The organism is Streptococcus mitis, from assembly GCF_002096845.1.
Classification (GTDB): Bacteria; Bacillota; Bacilli; order Lactobacillales; family Streptococcaceae; genus Streptococcus; species Streptococcus mitis_A.
In genome coordinates, this window is the sequence record NZ_NCVK01000045.1 from 68,899 (window position 1) to 90,035 (window position 21,137).

15 protein-coding genes are annotated in these 21,137 nt (G+C 43.7%); 3 read left to right on the forward strand and 12 right to left on the reverse strand.

All coding sequences use genetic code 11. The features are described from left to right. Positions 1-4: 4 nt before the first annotated feature. Complete coding sequence (locus B7695_RS07470; protein WP_084890805.1) at positions 5-2,995, reverse strand: type I restriction endonuclease subunit R; 2,991 nt, start codon at positions 2,993-2,995, stop codon at positions 5-7. A gap of 145 nt (positions 2,996-3,140) precedes the next feature. Here B7695_RS07470 and B7695_RS07475 point away from each other — a divergent pair, with 145 nt between their 5' ends. Next, positions 3,141-3,758, forward strand: coding sequence for a TVP38/TMEM64 family protein (locus tag B7695_RS07475; RefSeq protein WP_084890807.1), 618 nt, complete (start codon positions 3,141-3,143; stop codon positions 3,756-3,758). Between the two features lie 319 nt (positions 3,759-4,077). Here the strand turns inward: B7695_RS07475 and scrK are convergent, their stop codons facing one another. Then, positions 4,078-4,965, reverse strand: coding sequence for a fructokinase ScrK (gene scrK / locus B7695_RS07480; protein WP_084890809.1), 888 nt, complete (start codon positions 4,963-4,965; stop codon positions 4,078-4,080). 149 nt (positions 4,966-5,114) lie between these two features. Continuing rightward, positions 5,115-7,001 (reverse strand): sucrose-specific PTS transporter subunit IIBC, encoded by a 1,887-nt coding sequence (locus B7695_RS07485; protein WP_084890811.1) that lies wholly within the window; start codon positions 6,999-7,001, stop codon positions 5,115-5,117. A 379-nt stretch (positions 7,002-7,380) separates the two neighbouring features. On the opposite strand from B7695_RS07485, the gene B7695_RS07495 reads away from it, so the two are divergent. Next, positions 7,381-8,835: a sucrose-6-phosphate hydrolase gene (locus B7695_RS07495; RefSeq protein ID WP_084890813.1), complete on the forward strand. Its 1,455-nt coding sequence runs from the start codon at positions 7,381-7,383 to the stop codon at positions 8,833-8,835. Then, on the forward strand, positions 8,816-9,781 hold the full coding sequence (locus B7695_RS07500; protein WP_084890815.1) for a LacI family DNA-binding transcriptional regulator: 966 nt from the start codon (positions 8,816-8,818) through the stop codon (positions 9,779-9,781). The genes B7695_RS07495 and B7695_RS07500 overlap by 20 nt, the downstream gene beginning before the upstream one ends. Before the next feature lie 142 nt (positions 9,782-9,923). Here the strand turns inward: B7695_RS07500 and B7695_RS07505 are convergent, their stop codons facing one another. The 9 genes from B7695_RS07505 to B7695_RS07545 form a co-directional block, all read right to left on the reverse strand. Further along, positions 9,924-11,198 (reverse strand): hydroxymethylglutaryl-CoA reductase, degradative, encoded by a 1,275-nt coding sequence (locus B7695_RS07505; RefSeq protein ID WP_084890817.1) that lies wholly within the window; start codon positions 11,196-11,198, stop codon positions 9,924-9,926. Beyond that, positions 11,198-12,370 carry a hydroxymethylglutaryl-CoA synthase gene (locus tag B7695_RS07510; protein ID WP_192855756.1) on the reverse strand — a complete coding sequence of 391 codons (1,173 nt, stop codon included), beginning with the start codon at positions 12,368-12,370 and terminating at the stop codon, positions 11,198-11,200. Before B7695_RS07510 ends, B7695_RS07505 begins: the two co-directional genes overlap by 1 nt. Before the next feature lie 112 nt (positions 12,371-12,482). Continuing rightward, positions 12,483-12,932, reverse strand: coding sequence for a threonine/serine exporter family protein (locus B7695_RS07515; protein ID WP_084890821.1), 450 nt, complete (start codon positions 12,930-12,932; stop codon positions 12,483-12,485). 1 nt (position 12,933) lies between these two features. Next, positions 12,934-13,692: a threonine/serine exporter family protein gene (locus tag B7695_RS07520; protein WP_084890823.1), complete on the reverse strand. Its 759-nt coding sequence runs from the start codon at positions 13,690-13,692 to the stop codon at positions 12,934-12,936. A gap of 88 nt (positions 13,693-13,780) precedes the next feature. Next, positions 13,781-15,682 (reverse strand): Stk1 family PASTA domain-containing Ser/Thr kinase, encoded by a 1,902-nt coding sequence (gene pknB, locus B7695_RS07525; RefSeq protein ID WP_084890825.1) that lies wholly within the window; start codon positions 15,680-15,682, stop codon positions 13,781-13,783. Continuing rightward, positions 15,679-16,419, reverse strand: a complete 741-nt coding sequence (locus B7695_RS07530) for a Stp1/IreP family PP2C-type Ser/Thr phosphatase (RefSeq protein WP_084890827.1) — start codon at positions 16,417-16,419, stop codon at positions 15,679-15,681. Before B7695_RS07530 ends, pknB begins: the two co-directional genes overlap by 4 nt. Positions 16,420-16,433: 14 nt before the next feature. Continuing rightward, positions 16,434-17,747 carry a 16S rRNA (cytosine(967)-C(5))-methyltransferase RsmB gene (gene rsmB, locus B7695_RS07535; protein WP_192855757.1) on the reverse strand — a complete coding sequence of 438 codons (1,314 nt, stop codon included), beginning with the start codon at positions 17,745-17,747 and terminating at the stop codon, positions 16,434-16,436. Continuing rightward, positions 17,740-18,675 carry a methionyl-tRNA formyltransferase gene (gene fmt / locus B7695_RS07540; RefSeq protein WP_084890831.1) on the reverse strand — a complete coding sequence of 312 codons (936 nt, stop codon included), beginning with the start codon at positions 18,673-18,675 and terminating at the stop codon, positions 17,740-17,742. The genes rsmB and fmt overlap by 8 nt, the downstream gene beginning before the upstream one ends. A 12-nt stretch (positions 18,676-18,687) precedes the next feature. Further along, positions 18,688-21,084: a primosomal protein N' gene (locus tag B7695_RS07545; protein WP_084890834.1), complete on the reverse strand. Its 2,397-nt coding sequence runs from the start codon at positions 21,082-21,084 to the stop codon at positions 18,688-18,690. Positions 21,085-21,137 lie beyond the last annotated feature (53 nt).

The window sequence follows — 21,137 nt, forward strand, 5'->3', positions numbered from 1 at the left end:
CCCCTTATCTCCCAACCCTCAATGGCTCAATGACTTCCTCCACCAGTTGGGTATAGGCTTCCTTGATTTGTTTTTTATAGAGGAGAGGATTGAGGGCATCCGCCACCTCTAGCTTATAGTCCTGATAGCGCTGGCTCTTGGTCAGCTGGCTTTCTCCTAGTTGTTTTTTAGCTCCCTTACGGTAGTGCTCGACATAGTATCGGAGTTCATCCTCGCCGACATACCAGCGCTTGCTAAAGACTTGGATATGTTGTTGGATGACCGCCTCGATCATCTGATCCAAGATATTTGCGATAGACTGACCACGATAGCTTTCTGGATGTTCTTGTACCTCTCTCCACAGTTCAGTGATGATCTGGGCAAGATTGGGATTGGTCTTCTCAAGACTCTGAATATAGTTATCCACGGCTTCCCTATCTTGAGTGCTTAGGTTCTTTTCTTGACTCTGGCCTTGCTCGATCAGACTTTGGATCAAGGTCAAGATATAGGCATAGTTGATTTCGTCTACTTGGATAGACTCCAGTTCATAGTGAATATCAAGTGGCTCTCCATCGTCATCATCCTCTACTCGGCTTTTTAATTCTGCAAGGACATTTCGATAAAGACCCAGATACCTTTCCAACTTTTCTCCATCAAGTCCTGTCTGACTGTAAACTTCTTCCTCATCATACTCTTTATACACTCGGATAGAGGCTAGGTATTTATCAAAGGCTTGATAGGTTTTAGCTAGTTTCCTCAACTCAGGCGTAGAGACTTGCTCGAAATCTAGACCATTCACATAGTCATCAGTAGCAAGATTTTTGAAATCACTGCAACTCCGTAAAAAGTTCCTCTTTTCCTCTTCCCAGCTTGGGGCTAGGACCTCGTTTTCACCACCATTTGAGTAGAGCTTGAGGGCATTATCTACTGCTTCCTTAAAAGCTAGAGGCTTTTGGAAGGTGATGATATGACCGTAAGTCTTACTAGAGTCAAAGATACGGTTGGTTCGGCTAAAAGCCTGAATCAAGTCCTGTGGTTGCATGGGTTTGCGATCAATAAAGAGAGTTGATAGACAAGGGGCATCAAAGCCTGTTAAGAGACGATTGACCACGATGACTAAGTCCAACTGCTCCTTGCGATAGAGGTATTTATCCTGCTTTCGAGCTAGACGGTTATTGACATCCGTATTAAAGCCACGCAGATCCGCCATGGTAAAGTGGGTATCAAACTCTTGGTTGTAGTCCTCTAAGACTTGCTTCATGTGGTCTTGATTGGCTCTTGAGTCTTCTTCGTTTTCTGTGACCGAGTAGGTGATAGTCGCCTTTGGAAAGTCAGGAAGGACCTGCTTGACCCTCTCCAATACCTTGACTCTCGTCTCCCCAGCCTTGACCCGTTTGAGGAGGTCATAGTAGGCTTGGGCTTGAGGGATTGACTTGACGGTCAGGATAGCATTATAGGTCTTACCAACTCCCTTTTGGAAGCCTAGCTGTTGACGGGATTTATTGATAATGGCATCCAAGACTTCCAGCATATGCTCTTCATCTTCGTAGACAGTATCTGGTATGTCATTTTCGGATTTATCCGTGATGAGGGTATTGCGATAATCCACCTTAAAGCCTAAAACTGCTCCGTCATGGATAGCTTCCTTGACTGTATACTCATGGAGACGGTCACCGTACTGTTGCTGGGTGGTTTGAGCTAGATCGCCGACTTGCTGGCGTTTATTTTCCTTAAAAATAGGTGTGCCTGTAAAACCATACCAGAGAGACTGTGGGAAAAAGGCCTTAATGTCTTTTTGTGTTTGAGGTGTTACGGCACGGTGGCATTCATCCACGACAAAGGCCACTCGAAGACCCTTGATTTTGTCCGCATCTCGTTGGTAAAGACCTTGTTCAAACTTACGTATCATGGTGATGATTTTCTGGATGGTCGTTACCACCACACGCTTATCGTTACTTCCTAGTCGCTTGATCAAATCATGTGTATTATCCGTCTCATCAATATCAATGACATCATTGGTCGCATAAGAGAGAAAGGACGAAGTAGTCTGTTGGTCCAAGTCCCTTCGGTCAACGACAAAAATCGTCTTTTGGATGGAAGGAATCTGGAGGAGATTCCGAGCTACCTTATAAGAAGTCAGGGTCTTACCTGAACCTGTCGTGTGCCAGACATATCCTGATGCTTGCTGGCGAGAAGCTTCCTGAACAGCCTCAATAGCATGAATCTGGTAGGGACGCAAGAGAATGAGAGCTTTCTTGCTATCATCAAGGACAGAATACTGCATGACCATCTGATGGGCACGAGGGATAGAAAGGACTTCGTGAGCAAAGCTGGTCAAGCTCGTTACGGGTTGATTATCCTTATCCACCCACTTGGTTAGAAATTGCTTGTTGAGTTTATTCTCTCTGGCTGCAGCGATATAGCGCGTGTCTACCTTATTGGTCACAACAAACATCTGTAAGCTAGAGTAAATACCACGGAACTTGCCTTCCCTATCATACTTCTTGATTTGATGAAAGGCATCTAAAAAAGCAACCCGGGGACTTTTAAGCTCGATCTGAATCATTGGAAGGCCATTGATCAAGAGGGTCACATCTAGCCTGCGGTCTTGATCCTGAGGATTTATCTTATCTCTCTCGACTTGGTTGACAACCTCATAACTAGACTTACCAGCTGCGATATTGTCTCGCCAAATGACAGATAAACGGATAGTCCCCAAACTAGCATCTTCTCTCTGAACCTCAACCTTGGCAATGCCATTTTCGCCGACCAACCACTTGGCCGCATCATAGTAGCTAACAAAGTTCAGTTGATTCTTTATCTGGCGTTTTTCCTGTTCTGTCAGGGGATGATCTGCCAATAGAGCCACATTGTTCTGGGCTAGCTTTTCAAAGAAGTTTTCCCATAATTGCTCTTCTGTTTTAAGGTCATCTCTGTAAGTCCATTGACTTTCCCCAGTTACCAGTTGGTTGATCAGTTGTTTTTCTATCTCCAGTTCTGGTTTTACCTGTATCATACTCTCTCCTTTGCTACTTGCCTGCTCCCTTTATTATAGCATGTTTAGCCTCAAAATCCATCACTCTTCCCATTGCAAAAGCAATCTTCCCCTTTCTCCTCCAAAATATGGTATAGTAGAGTTATACTATCTATGAGGAGTTTACATGTCACAGGATACACAAATGAAAGCTGTTTCTCCCCTTCTGCAGCAAGTTATCAATATCTCATCGATTGTCGGTGGGGTTGGGAGTTTGATTTTCTGTATTTGGGCTTATCAGGCTGGGATTTTACAGTCTAAGGAAACCCTCTCTGCCTTTATCCAGCAGGCAGGCATCTGGGGGCCACCTCTCTTTATCTTTTTACAGATTTTACAGACTGTCGTCCCTATCATTCCAGGAGCCTTGACCTCGGTGGCTGGCGTCTTTATCTACGGGCACATCATCGGGACTATCTACAACTATATCGGCATCGTGATTGGCTGTGCTATTATCTTTTATCTAGTGCGCCTCTATGGGGCTGCCTTTGTTCAGTCTGTCGTCAGCAAGCGCACCTATGACAAGTATATCGGTTGGTTGGATAAGGGCAATCGTTTTGACCGTTTCTTTATCTTTATGATGATTTGGCCCATTAGTCCAGCTGACTTTCTCTGTATGCTGGCTGCCCTGACCAAGATGAGTTTCAAGCGCTATATGACCATCATCATTCTGACCAAGCCCTTTACCCTCGTGGTTTATACCTACGGTCTGACCTATATTATCGACTTCTTCTGGCAAATGTTTTGACATGTAAAAAATCCGTTTGGTTTCCCAAGCGGATTTTTAGAACGTAGATTGACTATAGCTTGATACTAAATATACTTTGGTATGAAAATCATACCTATTTTTCGATAGTGAGGCGAGGACTTACCTAGCCTTTCCGCCGTGATAGAAACACCTGAAATCTAATGGTTTCAGGTGTTCGGAAACTTTGAGACATTAGGCTCAAAGTTTAGGTATGGAATTTCGAAGAAAGTCGCTACCGTCCGTAATCACTTAAGGAAAAGCTCAAAAATATTGTTTTCAACTACAAAATCCGTTTGGTTTCCCAAGCGGATTTTGTGCTTTATTTTGAAACTTCTTTTGCAAGGACAAAGTTTCCAAGAGTAGCAGAACCATTTCCTGCGACTGCTGGTGTCACGATGTATTCACGCACATCAGGTACTGGTAGGTAACCATTGAGAAGAGATGTAAATTTCTCACGGACACGTTCCAGCATGTGTTGTTGAGCCATGACTCCTCCACCAAAGACAATCACGTCTGGGCGGAAAGTCACTGTCGCATTAACCGCAGCTTGAGCTATATAGTAGGCTTGAACATCCCAAACAGGATTGTTAAGTTCAATGTTTTCCCCACGAACACCTGTACGAGCTTCCAAACTTGGACCAGCTGCATAGCCTTCCAAACATCCCTTATGGAAAGGACAAACACCCTTAAACTCTTTTTCAATATCCATTGGGTGTCTAGCCACATAGTAGTGACCCATTTCAGGATGACCCACACCGCCGATAAACTCACCACGTTGGATAACACCTGCACCGATACCTGTACCGATTGTGTAGTAAACCAAGTTTTCGATACGACCACCAGCATTATTACGGGCAACCACTTCACCATAGGCAGAGCTGTTTACGTCTGTAGTGAAGTACATTGGCACGTTGAGGGCACGACGAAGGGCACCAAGCAAGTCCACATTTGCCCAGTTTGGTTTTGGAGTCGTCGTGATAAAGCCATAAGTTTTTGAGTTTTTATCAATATCAATCGGACCAAATGAACCAACTGCAAGACCAGCAAGATTATCGAATTTTGAGAAGAACTCAATGGTTTTATCGATTGTTTCGATTGGAGTTGTTGTTGGAAATTGTGTTTTTTCTACAACGTTAAAGTTTTCATCACCGACAGCACAGACAAACTTTGTACCGCCCGCTTCCAAGCTTCCATATAATTTTGTCATGATAAACCTCTTGTTTTTATTTTCTTTATTATAGCATATTTCGAAAATCTAAATTTATCTATTTTTTAGATTTTCCTCTGTAAATCTTACCATTCAAGCAAAAACGAACAAACATGTCATTTGTTCGTTTTCACATTAGAGAGGATTGATTAGATTTTCACTTCGATCACAGCATCTCCCTTAGCAACTGAACCTGTTGCGACTGGAGCTACTGAAGCGTAGTCAGCTGTGTTTGTAACGATAACCATTGTTGTATCATCAAGACCAGCTGCGGCGATTTTGTTTGAGTCAAATGTTCCAAGAACATCGCCAGCTTTAACCTTATCACCTTGGGCAACTTTTGCTTCAAAACCTTCACCATTCATAGATACAGTGTCAATACCAACGTGGATCAAAACTTCAGCACCATCAGTTGTTTTCAAACCAAAAGCGTGTCCTGTTGGAAATGCAATTGAAACTTCAGCATCAGCAGGTGCATAGACCACACCTTGACTTGGTTTCACAGCGATACCTTGTCCCATAGCACCACTTGAAAAAACAGGGTCATTAACATCAGCAAGAGCTACAACATCACCAACGATAGGAGTTACAAGTGTTTCATTTTGAAGAGCTGCTGGAATGTTACCAGTTGTTTCTTCTTGGACCAAACGTTCTGTCTCTACTTCAGTAGCAACTTCTTTTTCATCCTCATAACCAAACATGTAAGTAAGAGCAAAACCAAGTGCAAATGATACAGCTACCATAAGAAGGTATAGTGGAAGTTGTCCATTACCTGCATAAAGCATTGTACCAGGGATGATAGTGATACCACTACCAGTACCAGCAAGTCCAAGGATTGAAGCCAATCCACCACCGATTGCACCAGCAATCAATGAAAGGAAGAATGGTTTACGGAAACGCAAGTTCACCCCGAAGATAGCAGGCTCTGTAATACCGAGGAAGGCAGAAAGAGCAGCTGGGAAAGCAAGTGTTTTCAGTTTTGGATTTTTAGTTTTAACACCAACCGCAACAGTCGCAGCACCTTGGGCTGTCATAGCAGCTGTGATGATAGCGTTGAATGGGTTAGCATGGTCAGCAGCAAGCAATTGAACTTCAAGCAAGTTAAAGATGTGGTGCACACCTGACACAACGATCAATTGGTGAACCCCACCAATCAAGAAACCACCAAGACCAAATGGCAAGCCAAGAATTGCTTTTGTACCAATAAGGATGTAGTTTTCAACAACGTGGAAGACTGGTCCGATAACAAAGAGCCCAAGGATAGACATGACCAAAAGTGTCACGAATGGTGTTACCAAAAGGTCAATGACATCTGGAACAACCTTGCGGACAGCTTTTTCAAATTTAGCTCCGACAACCCCGATGATGAAGGCTGGAAGAACGGAACCTTGCAAACCAACAACAGGGATGAAACCAAAGAAGTTCATAGCTGTTACTTCACCACCTGAAGCGACTGCCCAAGCGTTTGGAAGTGAGCCAGAAACAAGCATCATACCAAGAACGATACCAACGGCAGGATTTCCACCAAATACACGGAAGGTTGACCACACAACCAAACCTGGCAAGATGATAAAGGCTGTATCTGTCAAGATTTGAGTGTAAGTTGCAAAGTCACCTGGAAGTGGCATTTCAAGAGCGTTGAAAAGACCACGCACACCCATAAAGAGACCTGTCGCTACGATAACTGGGATGATTGGAACAAAAACGTCACCGAAAGTACGGATAGCACGTTGGAACCAGTTCCCTTGTTTCGCAGCTTCTGCTTTCATGTCATCTTTAGATGATGTTGGCAAACCAAGCGCAACAACTTCATCGTACATTTTGTTTACTGTACCAGTACCAAAGATGATTTGGTATTGACCTGAGTTAAAGAAAGCACCTTGAACTTTTTCCAAGTTCTCAATCACTTCTTTATTGATTTTTCCTTCATCTTTGACCATGACACGAAGACGAGTCGCACAGTGAGCTACACTGTTGACATTTTCATGTCCGCCCAAGGCATCGATGACTTTTTTTGCAATTTCCTGATTGTTCATTTGCAAAAATCTCCTTATATAAAATTTTGTTATTGTTTGAAAGCGATTTTATTCGCCCTACGACTATTATTTTATCATGTTTTAGAAATATGTCAAGCGTTTTGCAGAAAAAATATTCTATCCACTTAGTTGGCTCGTTTTAGATTGATTGATTTTGACTGTTTTATCAGGTATTCCTTAAAAAAATAAGTTTAAAATCTTGAGTAAAAGGCTTTTGTTTCATTATCTTTCATATTTACGTGAAAATGTGATTGATTTCCTGCATTTATTTTATGATAAACGTTTGACAGTTTTTTCTCTTTTTTAACATAAAAGGCTTGCTTTTTTTTCCGAAAACGGTTACTATTAAAAGTGATAAGATTTTTGGAGGAATGAAAGAATGGAATGGACAACTGAGCGTCGTTACAGACTTTATCAAGATTGGACGCAAGAAGAAATTCAAAATATTAAGGAAAATATGGCACAATCTCCATGGCATACTCATTACCATGTTGAGCCAAAAACAGGACTCCTAAACGACCCAAATGGCTTTTCTTACTTTGACGGAAAGTGGATTGTTTTTTATCAGAACTTTCCTTTTGGTGCAGCCCACGGTTTGAAATCTTGGGTGCAATTGGAAAGTGAGGATTTGGTTCACTTTACAGAAACTGGAGTTAAAGTTTTGCCTGATACTCCATTAGATAGCCACGGTGCCTACTCTGGTTCTGCCATGCAGTTTGGCGATAACTTGTTCCTATTCTATACAGGAAATGTCCGCGATGAAAACTGGATTCGTCACCCATACCAAATCGGGGCTTTGATGGACAAGGATGGCAAGATTACGAAGATTGACAAGATCTTGATTGACCAGCCAGCAGATTCTACAGACCACTTCCGCGATCCGCAAATTTTTAATTTTAAAGGTCAATATTATGCCATAGTCGGTGGACAGGACTTGGAGAAAAAAGGCTTCGTCCGTCTCTACAAGGCTGTTGACAACGACTACACAAACTGGCAAGCAGTTGGCGACCTTGACTTTGCTAACGACCGCACTGCCTACATGATGGAATGTCCAAATCTGGTCTTTGTAGGGGAACAACCTGTCCTTCTCTACTGCCCACAAGGATTGGATAAGAAAGTTCTAGACTACGATAATATCTATCCAAATATGTATAAGATTGGGGCTTCCTTTGACCCTGAAAATGCCAAAATGGTAGATGTGTCTCAACTTCAAAACATGGATTATGGTTTCGAAGCCTATGCAACTCAAGCCTTCAACGCTCCTGATGGACGTGCTCTAGCTGTTAGCTGGCTTGGATTGCCTGATGTTTCATATCCATCTGACCGTTTTGACCACCAAGGAACCTTCTCTTTGGTCAAGGAACTCACTATCAAAGACGGCAAACTCTACCAATACCCCGTCGCAGCTATCAAGGATCTCCGTACTTCTGAAGAAGCCTTCTCAAACCGTGCCCAAACTAAGAACACTTACGAACTTGAACTTAACTTGGAATCCAATAGCCAGAGCGAGATTGTCTTACTTGCTGATAAAGAAGGCAAGGGACTTTCCATCAACTTTGACCTTGTAAATGGTCAAGTGACAGTGGATCGTAGCCAGGCTGGTGAACAGTACGCTCAAGAATTTGGGACAACTCGTTCTTGCCCTATCGATAATCAGGCTACTACTGCTACAATTTTCATTGATAACTCTGTCTTTGAAATTTTCATCAATAAAGGAGAAAAAGTATTTTCTGGTCGTGTCTTCCCACATGCGGACCAAAATGGTATCCTCATCAAATCTGGAAACCCAACTGGAACTTACTATGAATTAGATTATGGTCGCAAAACTAACTGATGTCGCCAAACTTGCAGGCGTCAGCCCTACTACCGTTTCTCGGGTTATCAATAAAAAAGGGTATTTATCTGAGAAAACCATTCAAAAAGTTAATGAAGCCATGCGGGAATTGGGCTATAAACCCAACAACCTAGCTCGTAGTCTGCAAGGAAAATCAGCTAAGTTAATCGGCTTGATTTTTCCCAATATTTCCAATGTTTTCTATGCAGAATTGATTGATAAACTGGAACACCAACTTTTTAAGAATGGTTACAAGACCATCATCTGCAACAGTGAGCACGATTCTGAGAAGGAACGCGAATACATCGAAATGTTGGAAGCCAATCAGGTGGACGGCATCATTTCTGGTAGTCACAACTTGGGAATCGAAGACTACAATCGTGTGACCGCGCCAATTATTTCCTTTGACCGCAATCTGTCACCAGACATTCCTGTCGTATCCTCTGACAACCACGCTGGTGGGGTTCTCGCAGCCCAGACCTTAGTCAAGACAGGTGCCCAGTCTATCATCATGATTACAGGGAATGACAATTCCAATTCGCCAACTGGACTACGCCACGCTGGTTTTGCATCCGTACTCCCCAAAGCACCTATTATCAATGTTTCCAGTGACTTTTCTCCCGTCAGAAAAGAAATGGAAATCAAGAATATCTTGACTCGACAAAAGCCAGATGCCATCTTTGCTTCGGATGACTTAACAGCTATTCTGGTTATTAAAATTGCTCAGGAACTGGGAATTTCTGTACCAGAAGAGCTCAAGGTCATCGGTTACGATGGTACCTACTTTATCGAGAATTACTACCCTCAACTAGCTACTATTAAGCAACCCTTGGAAGAGATTGCCTGCCTTACTGTTGACCTCCTCTTGCAAAAGATTGAAGGCAAGGAAGTTGCGACAACTGGTTACTTTTTACCAGTTACATTATTACCAGGAAAAAGTATTTAATACTCTTCGAAAATCAAATTCAAACCACGTCAGCGTCGCCTTACCGTACTCAAGTACAGCTTGCGGCTAGCTTCCTAGTTTGCTCTTTGATTTTCATTGAGTATAAGCACAAGAAAACTCAGACCAATTCGTCTGAGTTTTTTTATGATCTTAAGTTTTCTAGATAACGCTGGGCAGTCTCTAGGTTAAAGGTTTTATCTGCGATGAGGCGTTCGACTAGGGGAGCTACCTCGGATTCACTAGCACCTGCTAGAAGAGCTAAGGATTTGGCCTGCAATTTCATGTGGCCTTGCTGAATGCCTGTGCTGACCAAGGCTTTGAGGGCCGCAAAATTTTGGGCAAGTCCGATAGACACGATAATCTGGGCTAATTCTTTGGCAGAAGGATTTCCCAGTAGTTCATGACTGAGAGCTACACGAGGGTTGAGTCCGATAGAACCACCCTTGGTCGCCACAGGCATGGGCAGAGTCATCTCACCTACCAATTCTTCTCTTTCAAGGTCCAGTGTCCAGCAACTAAAACCTTGGTAGCGTCCATCTCGACTGGCAAAGGCATGAGCTCCCGCCTCAATGGCACGCCAGTCATTACCAGTGGCAATCAAAATGGCATCAATACCGTTAAAAATTCCTTTATTGTGGGTAGCTGCTCGATAAGGATCAGCCTGCGCAAACTGACTAGCCAAAGCTATTTTCTCCGCAATTTCTCGTCCTTGATCCTTTTGGCGGCTCAAGTAGCGAAAGGCGATGCGACAGCTTGCTGTTACCAGAGAATCGGTCGCGTAATTAGACAGGATTCCCATGAGACTTTGTCCCTGACTGAGTTCTTCTAAGACTGGTTTCAAGGCCTCCAGCATAGTGTTGAGCATATTGGCTCCCATAGCTTCTTGGGTATCGACATGGAGATAAACAACGAGAAAGTCTGTTTCACCTTTTATCTGCTTTACATGCAAATCACGCGCCCCGCCCCCGCGTTTAACGATAGAAGGATAAGCTTGATTGGCAAGCTCCAAGAGTTCAGCCTTCTTGCTGGCAATCTTCTCTTGCGCTAGATCTGGATCATCAACTTGATAAAGGGCTACCTGACCAATCATCTGACGCTGATGGACTTGTGCGGTAAAACCGCCTGCACGCTTGATGATTTTACTGGCATAGCTGGCTGCAGCAACCACGGACGGTTCTTCTGTCACATAGGGAACTGTGTATTCCTGACCGTTAACGAGAACCTCTGGGACCAGCGAATAAGGCAGAGAAAAAGTTCCCACTACATTCTCACTCAGCTGGTCTGCGACAGTCACGCTAATTTGTTCATCCTGCTCCAGACTCTCTTGTCTCTCAGGACTAAGGAGCGCCTGAGCTTTTAACAGCTCGAGGCGCTCTTGGTATGATTTTTTAGAAAATCCATTCCAACTTATCTTCATTATTTTTCAACCTTGCTATAACGGCGTTGGTGGTCCACAATTTCAACCAAGGCAAAATCTTGATTTTCATAGCCAGCAAACTGGGCAGAGTTTGTTTCATCTAAGTCTACTTCCTCAAAGAAGACTTTTTCATAGTCTGCAACGGATAGGGCAGTTCGTTGGTTGAGTTTGTTCAAGCGGTCTTTATCTAGATATGCTTCATATCCTTCAACCAATTCACCACTGAAGAACTCAGCCACAGCACCACTTCCGTAACTATAAAGGGCAATTTTATCCCCAGCCTTCAAGCTATCTGTATTTTCCAAGAGAGACAAAAGTCCAAGGAAAAGTGAACCTGTGTAGATATTCCCCACCTTTTGACTGTAGAGAATAGACTGGTCAAAATGCTTTTGCAAGAGGTCTTTTTTCTCTTGAGGCAGGCTCTTATCCATAATTTTTTTCAAGCCTTTTAGCGCTAATTTAGGGTAAGGCAAGTGGAAGCAAACAGCCGCAAAATCATCCAAAGTAAGCTGGTAGCGTTTTTGGTATTCAAGCCAAGTCGTTTTCAAACTATCCAAGTATTGCTGGGTAGAATAGACACCATTTACATAAGGAGTTGTTGAGTAATTTGGACGCCAGAAATCCATGATGTCACGGGTTTGAGCTACATTGTCATTATTGAAGGCCATAATGCGTGGATTTTGTGTAATTAACATGGCCACACTGCCAGCACCCTGAGTTGGTTCTCCTGGAGTTTCAATACCGTATTTAGCAATATCACTGGCAATGACCAAAACCTTGGACTCTGGAGAATTTTCCACATGCAATTTGGCATAATGAAGGGCAGCTGTCGCTCCATAGCAGGCTTCTTTAATCTCGAAACTACGAGCAAAAGGCTGGATTCCCAGCAAACCATGCACAAAGACGGCCGCAGCTTTACTTTGGTCAATTCCTGACTCAGTAGCCACAATGACCATATCAATTTCTGCTCTTTCTTGCTCAGTTAAAATAGAGTCACTAGCACTGGCTGCCAAGGTCACGATATCCTCAGTTAGAGGCGCAATACTCAATTCCTTGAGTAAGAGTCCTTTGCTTAATTTTTCAGGGTCAATTCCCCTCGCTTCTGCTAAGTCTTGTAATTTCAAGACATATTGACTGGTCGCAAAACCAATCTTATCAATACCGATTGTCATATTTACCTCTGTTTTATCATTCATGTAAAAAATCGTTCTATACTATTTTATCACAAATAGCAGTAAAAGAGAGAAAAAAGACTTGATTCACCAAATCAAGTCCCTTATGAATCTAACTATTTTGCGACTTTCGTAAGTAGGAATAAAGTCTGAGAATCACTGTTCCACTAGCCATTCCAATAGAGATTACCAGAGCCAACATGACAACCAAGGTAGCACTGGCAATGGCATGACTGTAATCTCCTGTCACAAAAAAGGCAGTTGTCCGATAGGAGAGATAACCCGGAACCAGAGGTGCCAAGATGGCCAAGATAAAGACCACAGCAGGTGTCTTATAAAGAATACTTAAAATCTGGCTGACACAAGAACCGATAATGGCTGCAATAAAAGTAGCCACAATAACATTGGTCGGTTCCTTGAGCAAAAGATAGATTAGCCAGACAGCCATGCCCAAAATCCCTCCAGGCAAGAGCATAGACCGTTGAACATTGAGTACGATTAAAAAAGTGATAATAGCAAGAAGACTTGCCACTGCTTGTAATAAAAAGGTTGTTAGTGTCATATTAATTCATCAATACCAAGGCGACAGAAGTTCCTGCCCCTAAAGCAAGGGTAATGAGCAGGGATTCAAACATCTTACTCATACCAGAGTTTATGTGGTTGGTCATAATATCCCGAACCGCATTGGTCAAGGCAATTCCTGGTACAAACGGCATGACCGCACCAGCTATAATCAAATCTGCCGTTGAAGGAAAACCTGTGTAGCGAGCCCAAAACTGGGCAATCATCCCAAACACAAAAGCTCCAGCAAAGGCCGTCACAAAGGGAATTCGGATAAACTTCTCCACATAAAGGGAAAAGGCAAAACCAAATAAGGTAGCCACTCCTGCCCCAAGTGCGTCGTAGATATTTCCACTAAACATAACTGAAAAGAAAGGGGCACTAAAGGTCGCAGCCAGAGTCACCTGCACCTTGGTATAGGGAAGCGGTTGAGCTTGCAAGACCGTCAATTGCTTGAAGGCTGTCTCTAAATCAATCCGCCCCCCAACCAGCTGACGAGAAATCTGGTTCACATCGCAGACTTTTTCGATGTTATAAGAAGATGAGGTCACGCGTTTCATTCGCGAAATATTGGTATTTTCAATGGAAAAAAAGATGGCAGCAGGCATAGCAAGAACATTGCAATCCACAATCCCCTGCGAATGCGCGATCCGAATCATGGTATCTTCTACACGATGAATCTCTGAGCCACTTTTGAGAAGAATGGTTCCAGCTAACATAATCACATCAATAACTGCATTTAATTCTTTTGACTCTTCCATGCTTTCCTCCTTTTATCAACTTCCTCTATTCTATCACAAATCCGGACTCAAAAAAAATCTTTGCCATGAAATCATGACAAAGATTCGTTTAATCACGAGAATTTTCGTGGTTGCCTTCACTACTTGATTGAGTAGTAGCAGGTGCATTCCCTCGTTGATTTCCTTGTTGGTTCCCCTGACTTGGTGTTGTAGTAGAACCTTGGTTTCCACGTTGGGATGGTGCTGATGATGACGTTGACGGTGGTGTTTTTGGTTTGTAGATTGAAATCTTGACACGCGTCTTAGTCAAATCAACCTTTTCACCCGCTTTTGGACTCTGTTCAACGACTGTACCCTCAGCAGTTCCATCAGGAGCTGTCGACACTTCTACAACTTCAATATTGGCTTCTTTAATACCGACAATTTGAACGAGATTGTTTTTAGTAAATTCGAGACTAGATCCTTTATAACTTGGCATAGAAACGCTGGTTACTTTCTTAGCAACGGTTAAGGTAATCGTTGAGGCCTTGCTCAAATCATAGGTTGTTCCAGCAGCTGGACTCTGTCTGAGAACAGTTCCTGCTTCGCTCTCACTTGATTCTTCTTCCTCAATTTTGATGAGATTTTCAGGAACCTTCTTCTGCTTGAGTTCTGCAATAACATCTGTGGATTTACGGCCGATATAGTTACTCAATTGGAAGGATTGCTTGCCTGATGAGACAACCAAATTGATTTTCGAACCTTCTTTTCGACCAGTTCCAGCGTCAGGATCTGTACGGATAATCCGCCCTTCTTCCACCTTTTCACTAGCCTCTGATTTCTCCTCGCCAATCTCAAAATTGGCTTTCTTGAGCGTTTCCTTGGCTTCCGCAACTGTCTGACCTGCCACATCTGGAATGGCAATGGTTGCAGGAGTTCTGGATAATATCCAAATCAGAGAGGCTGCCACCAATACAATGCTGGCCAACAAAATCATATAACGAACTCTAAATTTCCGTTTCTTAACAGGCTTGGTTGCGTAATTGTCTTCTGAAGCCTGCTGACTCGACTTGGCAGCCTGTGGCTTCGGACTTTGTGTTTGAACCTTAGGAATCGAAGTCAAGGTACTCTGGGATACTTTTGGTAGAGTCTTGGTGTCCGCCTTAGTAGTATCATTAAATACCAGTTTAGGCTCATTACGACGATTGTAAGACAAGCTACTAGACAAGTCCACATACATCTCTGCAACTGACTGATAACGATCTGTCAATTTCTTGGCAGTTGCCTTGATAACAACATTCTCCAAAGCCTGAGGCACAGATGGATTTTCAGCTATAACTGACGGCAGTGGTTTCTGGAAATGCTGAAGGGCGATGGTCACCGCGCTATCCCCGTCATAAGGAATATGGCCTGTCAGCATCTCATAGAAAATAATCCCCATGGCATAGATATCACTCTGTACAGTCGCCTTAGAACCACGAGCCTGCTCTGGTGACAAGTAATGAACTGAGCCCAGCATAGAGTTAGTCTGAGTCAGACTTGTCTCTGCAAAGGCTACCGCAATCCCAAAGTCTGTGACCTTGGCAGTCCCATCTGGTGTCAAAAGGATATTTTGAGGTTTCAAGTCCCTATGGACAATTCCTCTAGTATGGGCCAAGCGCATGGCTAGGAGGATTTGTCCCATAATACGGACTGCTTCTTCATTAGAAAGAGGATAGTGTTCCTTGATATAGCGTTTAAGGTCTAGTCCAGCAACATACTCCATTGCAAGATACTGTTGACCGTCTTCCTCACCAATATCTGTTATCCGAACGATATGAGGATGGTCTAGATCTGCCATAGCTCTCGCTTCACGCTGAAAACGAGCTACAGCTATCGGGTCTGTCTGGTAGTTGGTTCTCAGAACCTTCACTGCCACTTCTTCCCCATCTAAGATTAAGTCTTTGGCTAGGTAGACATCCGCCATGCCTCCTCGACCAATCTGTTTGACAATCCGATAGCGTCCGGCAAAAATCTTGCCGATTTGGATCATTCTGCATCCTCCTCGTTCATAGAAACAAGGGCAACCGTAATGTTGTCTAAACCTCCTGCATTGTTAGCAAAACGCACGAGCGTCGCTGTTTTATCTGCCAAAGGAATATCACTGGTTACAATATCACAAATCTCACTGCCTGAAATCATGTTAGTCAAACCATCACTATTGAGCAAGAGATAGTCACCTGACTCAAGAATAACTGTTCCAAAATCAGGCTGAATTTCATCTTTTTGCCCGATAGACTGGGTAATAATATTTTTCTGTGGATGGCTAGCTGCTTCTTCTGGTGTCAATTGACCTGCCTTGAGCAATTCATTGACCAAGGAATGATCGCTCGTTAATTGGTGGTATTCTTCCCCACGAATCAAACCGATACGAGAATCCCCAATGTGGGCATAGATAGCCTGATTGCCAATAATAGCAACAGCCTCGAGAGTTGTTCCCATTCCTTTATAGGCATCATCTTGTCCAAGTTGATGAATCTTTTGATTTTCAATTTCTAGGTAATTAGCGAACCATTCACGCACTTCATTGACTGTATCGATTTGGGTATCAACCCAAGCTATACCTAGGTCTGTTACCGCCATTTCACTAGCGATATTCCCTGCGCGATGACCTCCCATCCCATCAGCTAAAATAATCATAGTACGTCCAGCTCTATTGACATAGTGGTTGACATAGTCTTGGTTATTTGTTCGTTTCTGACCAACATCTGTTAATAATGAAATTTCCATGTGTCAGTTCCTTCCTAATCCGATATCTTGCGAAATTGACTGATGAAGAATCCATCACTTCCATACAATTCAGGTGTAATGAGGATACAGCCGTCTTTCATGATATCCTTACATTCATGTTCTAGTTTTACCTGCTCGAACTCGGGATGACTTTCTAAAAAGGCCTCAACGACTTGAAAATTCTCCTCTGAAACAATGGTACAGGTACTATAAGTTATTATACCACCTTTGCCTAGTGTTTGACAAACACTACCTAATATTTCTAGCTGAATTTCCTGCAAGGACGCGAAATCTGCCGTTTCTTTATTGTATTTGATGTCTGGTTTTCGGCGCAAAAGACCGATTCCTGAACAGGGAGCATCTACTAAAATCTTATCAAATGAATTCTGACCAAAAAACTCATGTACCTTTCTGGCATCCAATTTTTGCGTTTGAACCCGATCTTCAACCCCTAGACGTTGAGCATTTTCTTGGATTAAGTCCAACTTGTGGTCGTAAAGGTCCAAAGCCGTAACCTGACCTGTCGTGAGATAAGAGGCTATATGGGCTGTTTTCCCACCCGGAGCCGCACAGGCATCTAGAACCTGCTCATCACCTTGTAAATCAAGCGTCGGAGCAACCAGTTGACTAGACTCGTCTTGGATGGTAATGGCTCCATCCGCAAACAAATCATGGCCTGCAAAATGCCCCTGCTCCTTAACAAGACCAGAAGGAGACAAGGATGAATCACTGGCCTCCAACAAGGCTTTGACTTCCTCTTTTCGTCCTAGATCTGTTACACGAATGCTGGCCTTGTTTCGCACCAAGAGACTTTCAAAAATAGCTTGCGCTCGCTCCTCTCCGTATTCTTCCTTAAGTTTAGACACAAGCCAAACCGGGAGAGAATAGGCGATGGAGTCACGCTTGTTTTTTCGTTTGATGCTAGCAATATCTGGCCAGCCTTCACGCAAGATACGGCGAAGGACAGCGTTGACCAATTTTTCACTGCCTTTTTTACGGACTTTGGCCAATTCTACTGCTTCATTGACCACAGCATGGTCTGGAATCTTATCCAGATAGCGGAGCTGGTAGGCACTCATGAGGAGAAGGACGTAGAGCCAGCTGTCTAACTGATCTCTGTCTTCGATAAAGTGCGATAGGTACCATTCCAGAGTCAGTTTACGGGTTACCGTTCCATAGACCAGCTCTGTCACCAACCCCTTGTCTGCTACCGAAAGTTGACTTCCCTTGAGATGCTTATTTAAGGCGATATTTGAGTATGCTTGATTGATAAAAACATCCTCTAATACTGCTAGGGCTAAACTTCTAGCCGTTTCTACTTTAGTCACCAAATCGTTCTCCTACAGTCAATGTACGTCCAACTCCGTTGAGGAAGGAAGCAATGTCCATCTTAGGTTTACCAGCTGGCTGCACTTGTTTGAGGGATAGAGCCCCTTCTGCCGTTGCGACAATAAATTCTTTCTTGCCAATAGAGATAATCTCTCCTGGATTTCCCTGACCTTCTACTGCTAGGGCTTCATAAATCTTAAAGCGGTCGCCCTTAAGGAAAGTATGGGCAACCGGCCAGGGGTTCATCCCACGGATTTGGTTAAAGAGTTGACGATTGCTTTTATTCCAGTCTAATTTTTCTTCCTCTGGCTTGATATTTGGCGAGAAAGTGACCTGACTTGGATCCTGCGGTTCAGGTTGGATTTCTCCAGCAATATAGGCAGGCAAAGTATCCAAAAGCAAATCACGACCAACTAGCGCCAATTTCTCAAACAAGGTGCCGACGTTGTCCTCATCCGTGATCGGAATGCTACGACGAGAAATCATATCTCCTGCATCCATTTCCTTCACCATTTCCATAATGGTCACACCAGCCTCCTCATCACCTTGAATCAAGGCGTAATGGATAGGCGCACCACCACGGTGTTTAGGAAGGAGGGAGGCGTGAACGTTGACCGCAAAATCCATGCTATCAAGGAGTTTGCTTGGGAGAAACTGACCAAAAGCAGCTGTCACAATTCCATCTGCTCCTAACTGCATAATAGCTTCCATCTCTAGGCTTCCAGATAGTTTTTCAGGTTGGTAGATAGGAAGTCCTGCCTCTTTGGCAGCTTGTTTAACTGGGGTTTCCTGGATAACTTTTTTACGTCCGACAGCACGGTCTGGCTGGGTCACAACGGCTAGAATTTCGTAACGGTCATCTGTCAAAAGTCCTTTTAAGACTGTTGCTGAAAAGTCGGGTGTCCCCATAAAGATTAATTTTGTCATATCTTCTCCTTCTTATAAAAATTGCTGTGGCTCATGGTCAATGCTGAGACGGAGCTCACTATTTTCCCGTTCTTGAGTCAAAGCCAGAACCTGATTTAGGGTCGGCCCCAGCTCATCTTCTAAACGGTATTTAATTAAAATCTGGTAATGATAGAGGTTGTGGGTACGGGCAATGGGTTTGGGCGTTGGCCCGAGAATCTTACTGGTTTCAGACAAACCTGACCGCAAAATATTCATGACTTCATAGGCACGTTTGACCACCTCTTCTTCCTTCTTGTGAGAAAGGGTAATGCCAATGGTGAAATAATAAGGTGGATAGCCAAGTTGTCGTCTGATACCCATTTCATAGGCATAAAAGCCTTCGTAGTCCTGATCCTTGGCAAATCGAATAGCATAGTGCTGAGGATTGTAAGACTGAATCAGGACCTGACCAGCTTTTTCAGCACGACCTGCTCGGCCTGCCACCTGAGTCAAGAGCTGGAAGGTTCTCTCAGAAGAACGGAAATCAGGCAGATTCAAGGCCGTATCCGCATTGAGAACTCCGACTAGGGTCACATTGGGAAAATCCAATCCCTTAGCAATCATCTGAGTACCTAGTAAAATATCTGCTTCCCCTCGACCAAACTGGTCAAGTAGAGCTTGATGACTGCCTTTCTTGCGGGTTGTATCCACATCCATCCGCAAAATACGGGCCTGGGGAAAGAGTTCTGCCAGCTCGTCATAAGCCTTCTGTGTCCCTGTCCCATAGTAACGAATACTACGACTCTTACAGTTGGGACAGCTCTGAGGAATATCCTTCGAAAAGCCACAATAATGGCAGTTCATGGTCTTGGTATCCATGTGCAAGGTCAAGGATATATCACAGTTGGGACAAGTATCCACAGTTCCACACTCCCGACACATGACAAAGCTAGAATAACCACGACGATTGAGCATGAGAACCACCTGCTCTTTTTTAGCCAGACGGTCTTGGATGGATTCTAGCAAAGGAGGTGTAAAGTTTGACGTCTCATTGTGCCCGATATAGTCCCGAAAGTCAATCACTTGAACCTCAGGGATCCTAGCCAAAGGATTGGCCCGTTGGGTCAGACGTAAGTGTTGATAGACGCCTTTGCCAGCCCGAGCACGGCTTTCCAGACTAGGAGTTGCTGAACCAAGTACCAGAGCTGCTTGATTATACTGAGACCGTAAAATGGCTACTTCTCTGGCATGGTAACGGGGATTGCTGTCCTGCTTATAAGTCGCTTCATGCTCCTCATCAATAATCATTACACCCAGATTTTTCAGCGGAGCAAAGATGGCAGATCTAGCACCAACCACAACTTGAGCGTCTCCACGCTCGACCTTACGCCATTCGTCATACTTTTCACCATTGGATAGGCCTGAATGAAGAATGGCCACCTTGTCCCCAAAACGAGCGATAAAACGCTCCGTCATCTGAGGAGTCAAGGAAATCTCAGGCACCAGTAAAATGGCTGTTTTATCCTTGCCCAAGGCCCCTTGGATAATCTGCAAGTAAACCTCGGTCTTTCCACTTCCTGTAATCCCTTGAAGGAGGAAGGGAGGCTGATGACTGCCAATAGCACTCACAACCGCATCACGCGCCTGTCTTTGTTCTGGATTTAAATCCAAAGGTCTACTTGCCTCAATCCCTTCAAAATAAGCAGCCGAACGTTGCACTTCCTTTTGGACTATGGAAACAGCACCTTGTTCGACAAAGAAGTTAACTTGCTCCCGCGAATAGAACTCTAGCAAACTAGCCAAGGAAGCACTCTCGGGATGAGACAGCAGATAGTCTCTCAGTTCCAACTTTTTCTTAGCACGAGCAGAAATCTCAACACCTTCTAATTGAGCAAGGTCAACCTCATACCAAGACTGGGTCTTGATCTTCTTTTGATCGACCGCCTGATATTCCAGACCAAGCAGACCTTTTCTAGTTAAACGCATCATTTCGGCTTGTTTGGCAAGGTCTAGTGAAGAAAAGGCTAGCGAATCTTCTGAACCAAACAAGCGCTCTCGGTCTTCCTGACTTAGGCCTGCCAGAGGATAGAGAATCTTGTCATAGCTGGAGTTTAGAAATCCCGGTAACATAGCCTTGAGGATAGAGATTTTGTAGGAGAAGACTGACTTACGGAGCTCTTCAGCCAGCCAGAGTTGTTCTTGCGTGAGAACAGGAGAAAAATCCAGCACCTCAGCAATATCTTTTAAATCTTGCTCCATCTCTTCCTTATCTGATTGGGACTCCAAACCAAGAACAATCCCTTGAATCAGGCGATTGCCCTTACCAAAAGGCACATGAACCCGCATCCCAACTTCCAGCATTCCCTCAAATTCCTCAGGAATCCTATAACTATAGGGCTGGTCCGTCTGCATCAAAGGCACATCCACGATAATCTTAGCTATAGCCATCTTCTCACCTCCTCCTTGTCAGTACATTCTTGCAATAGAAAAAATAAGATTGA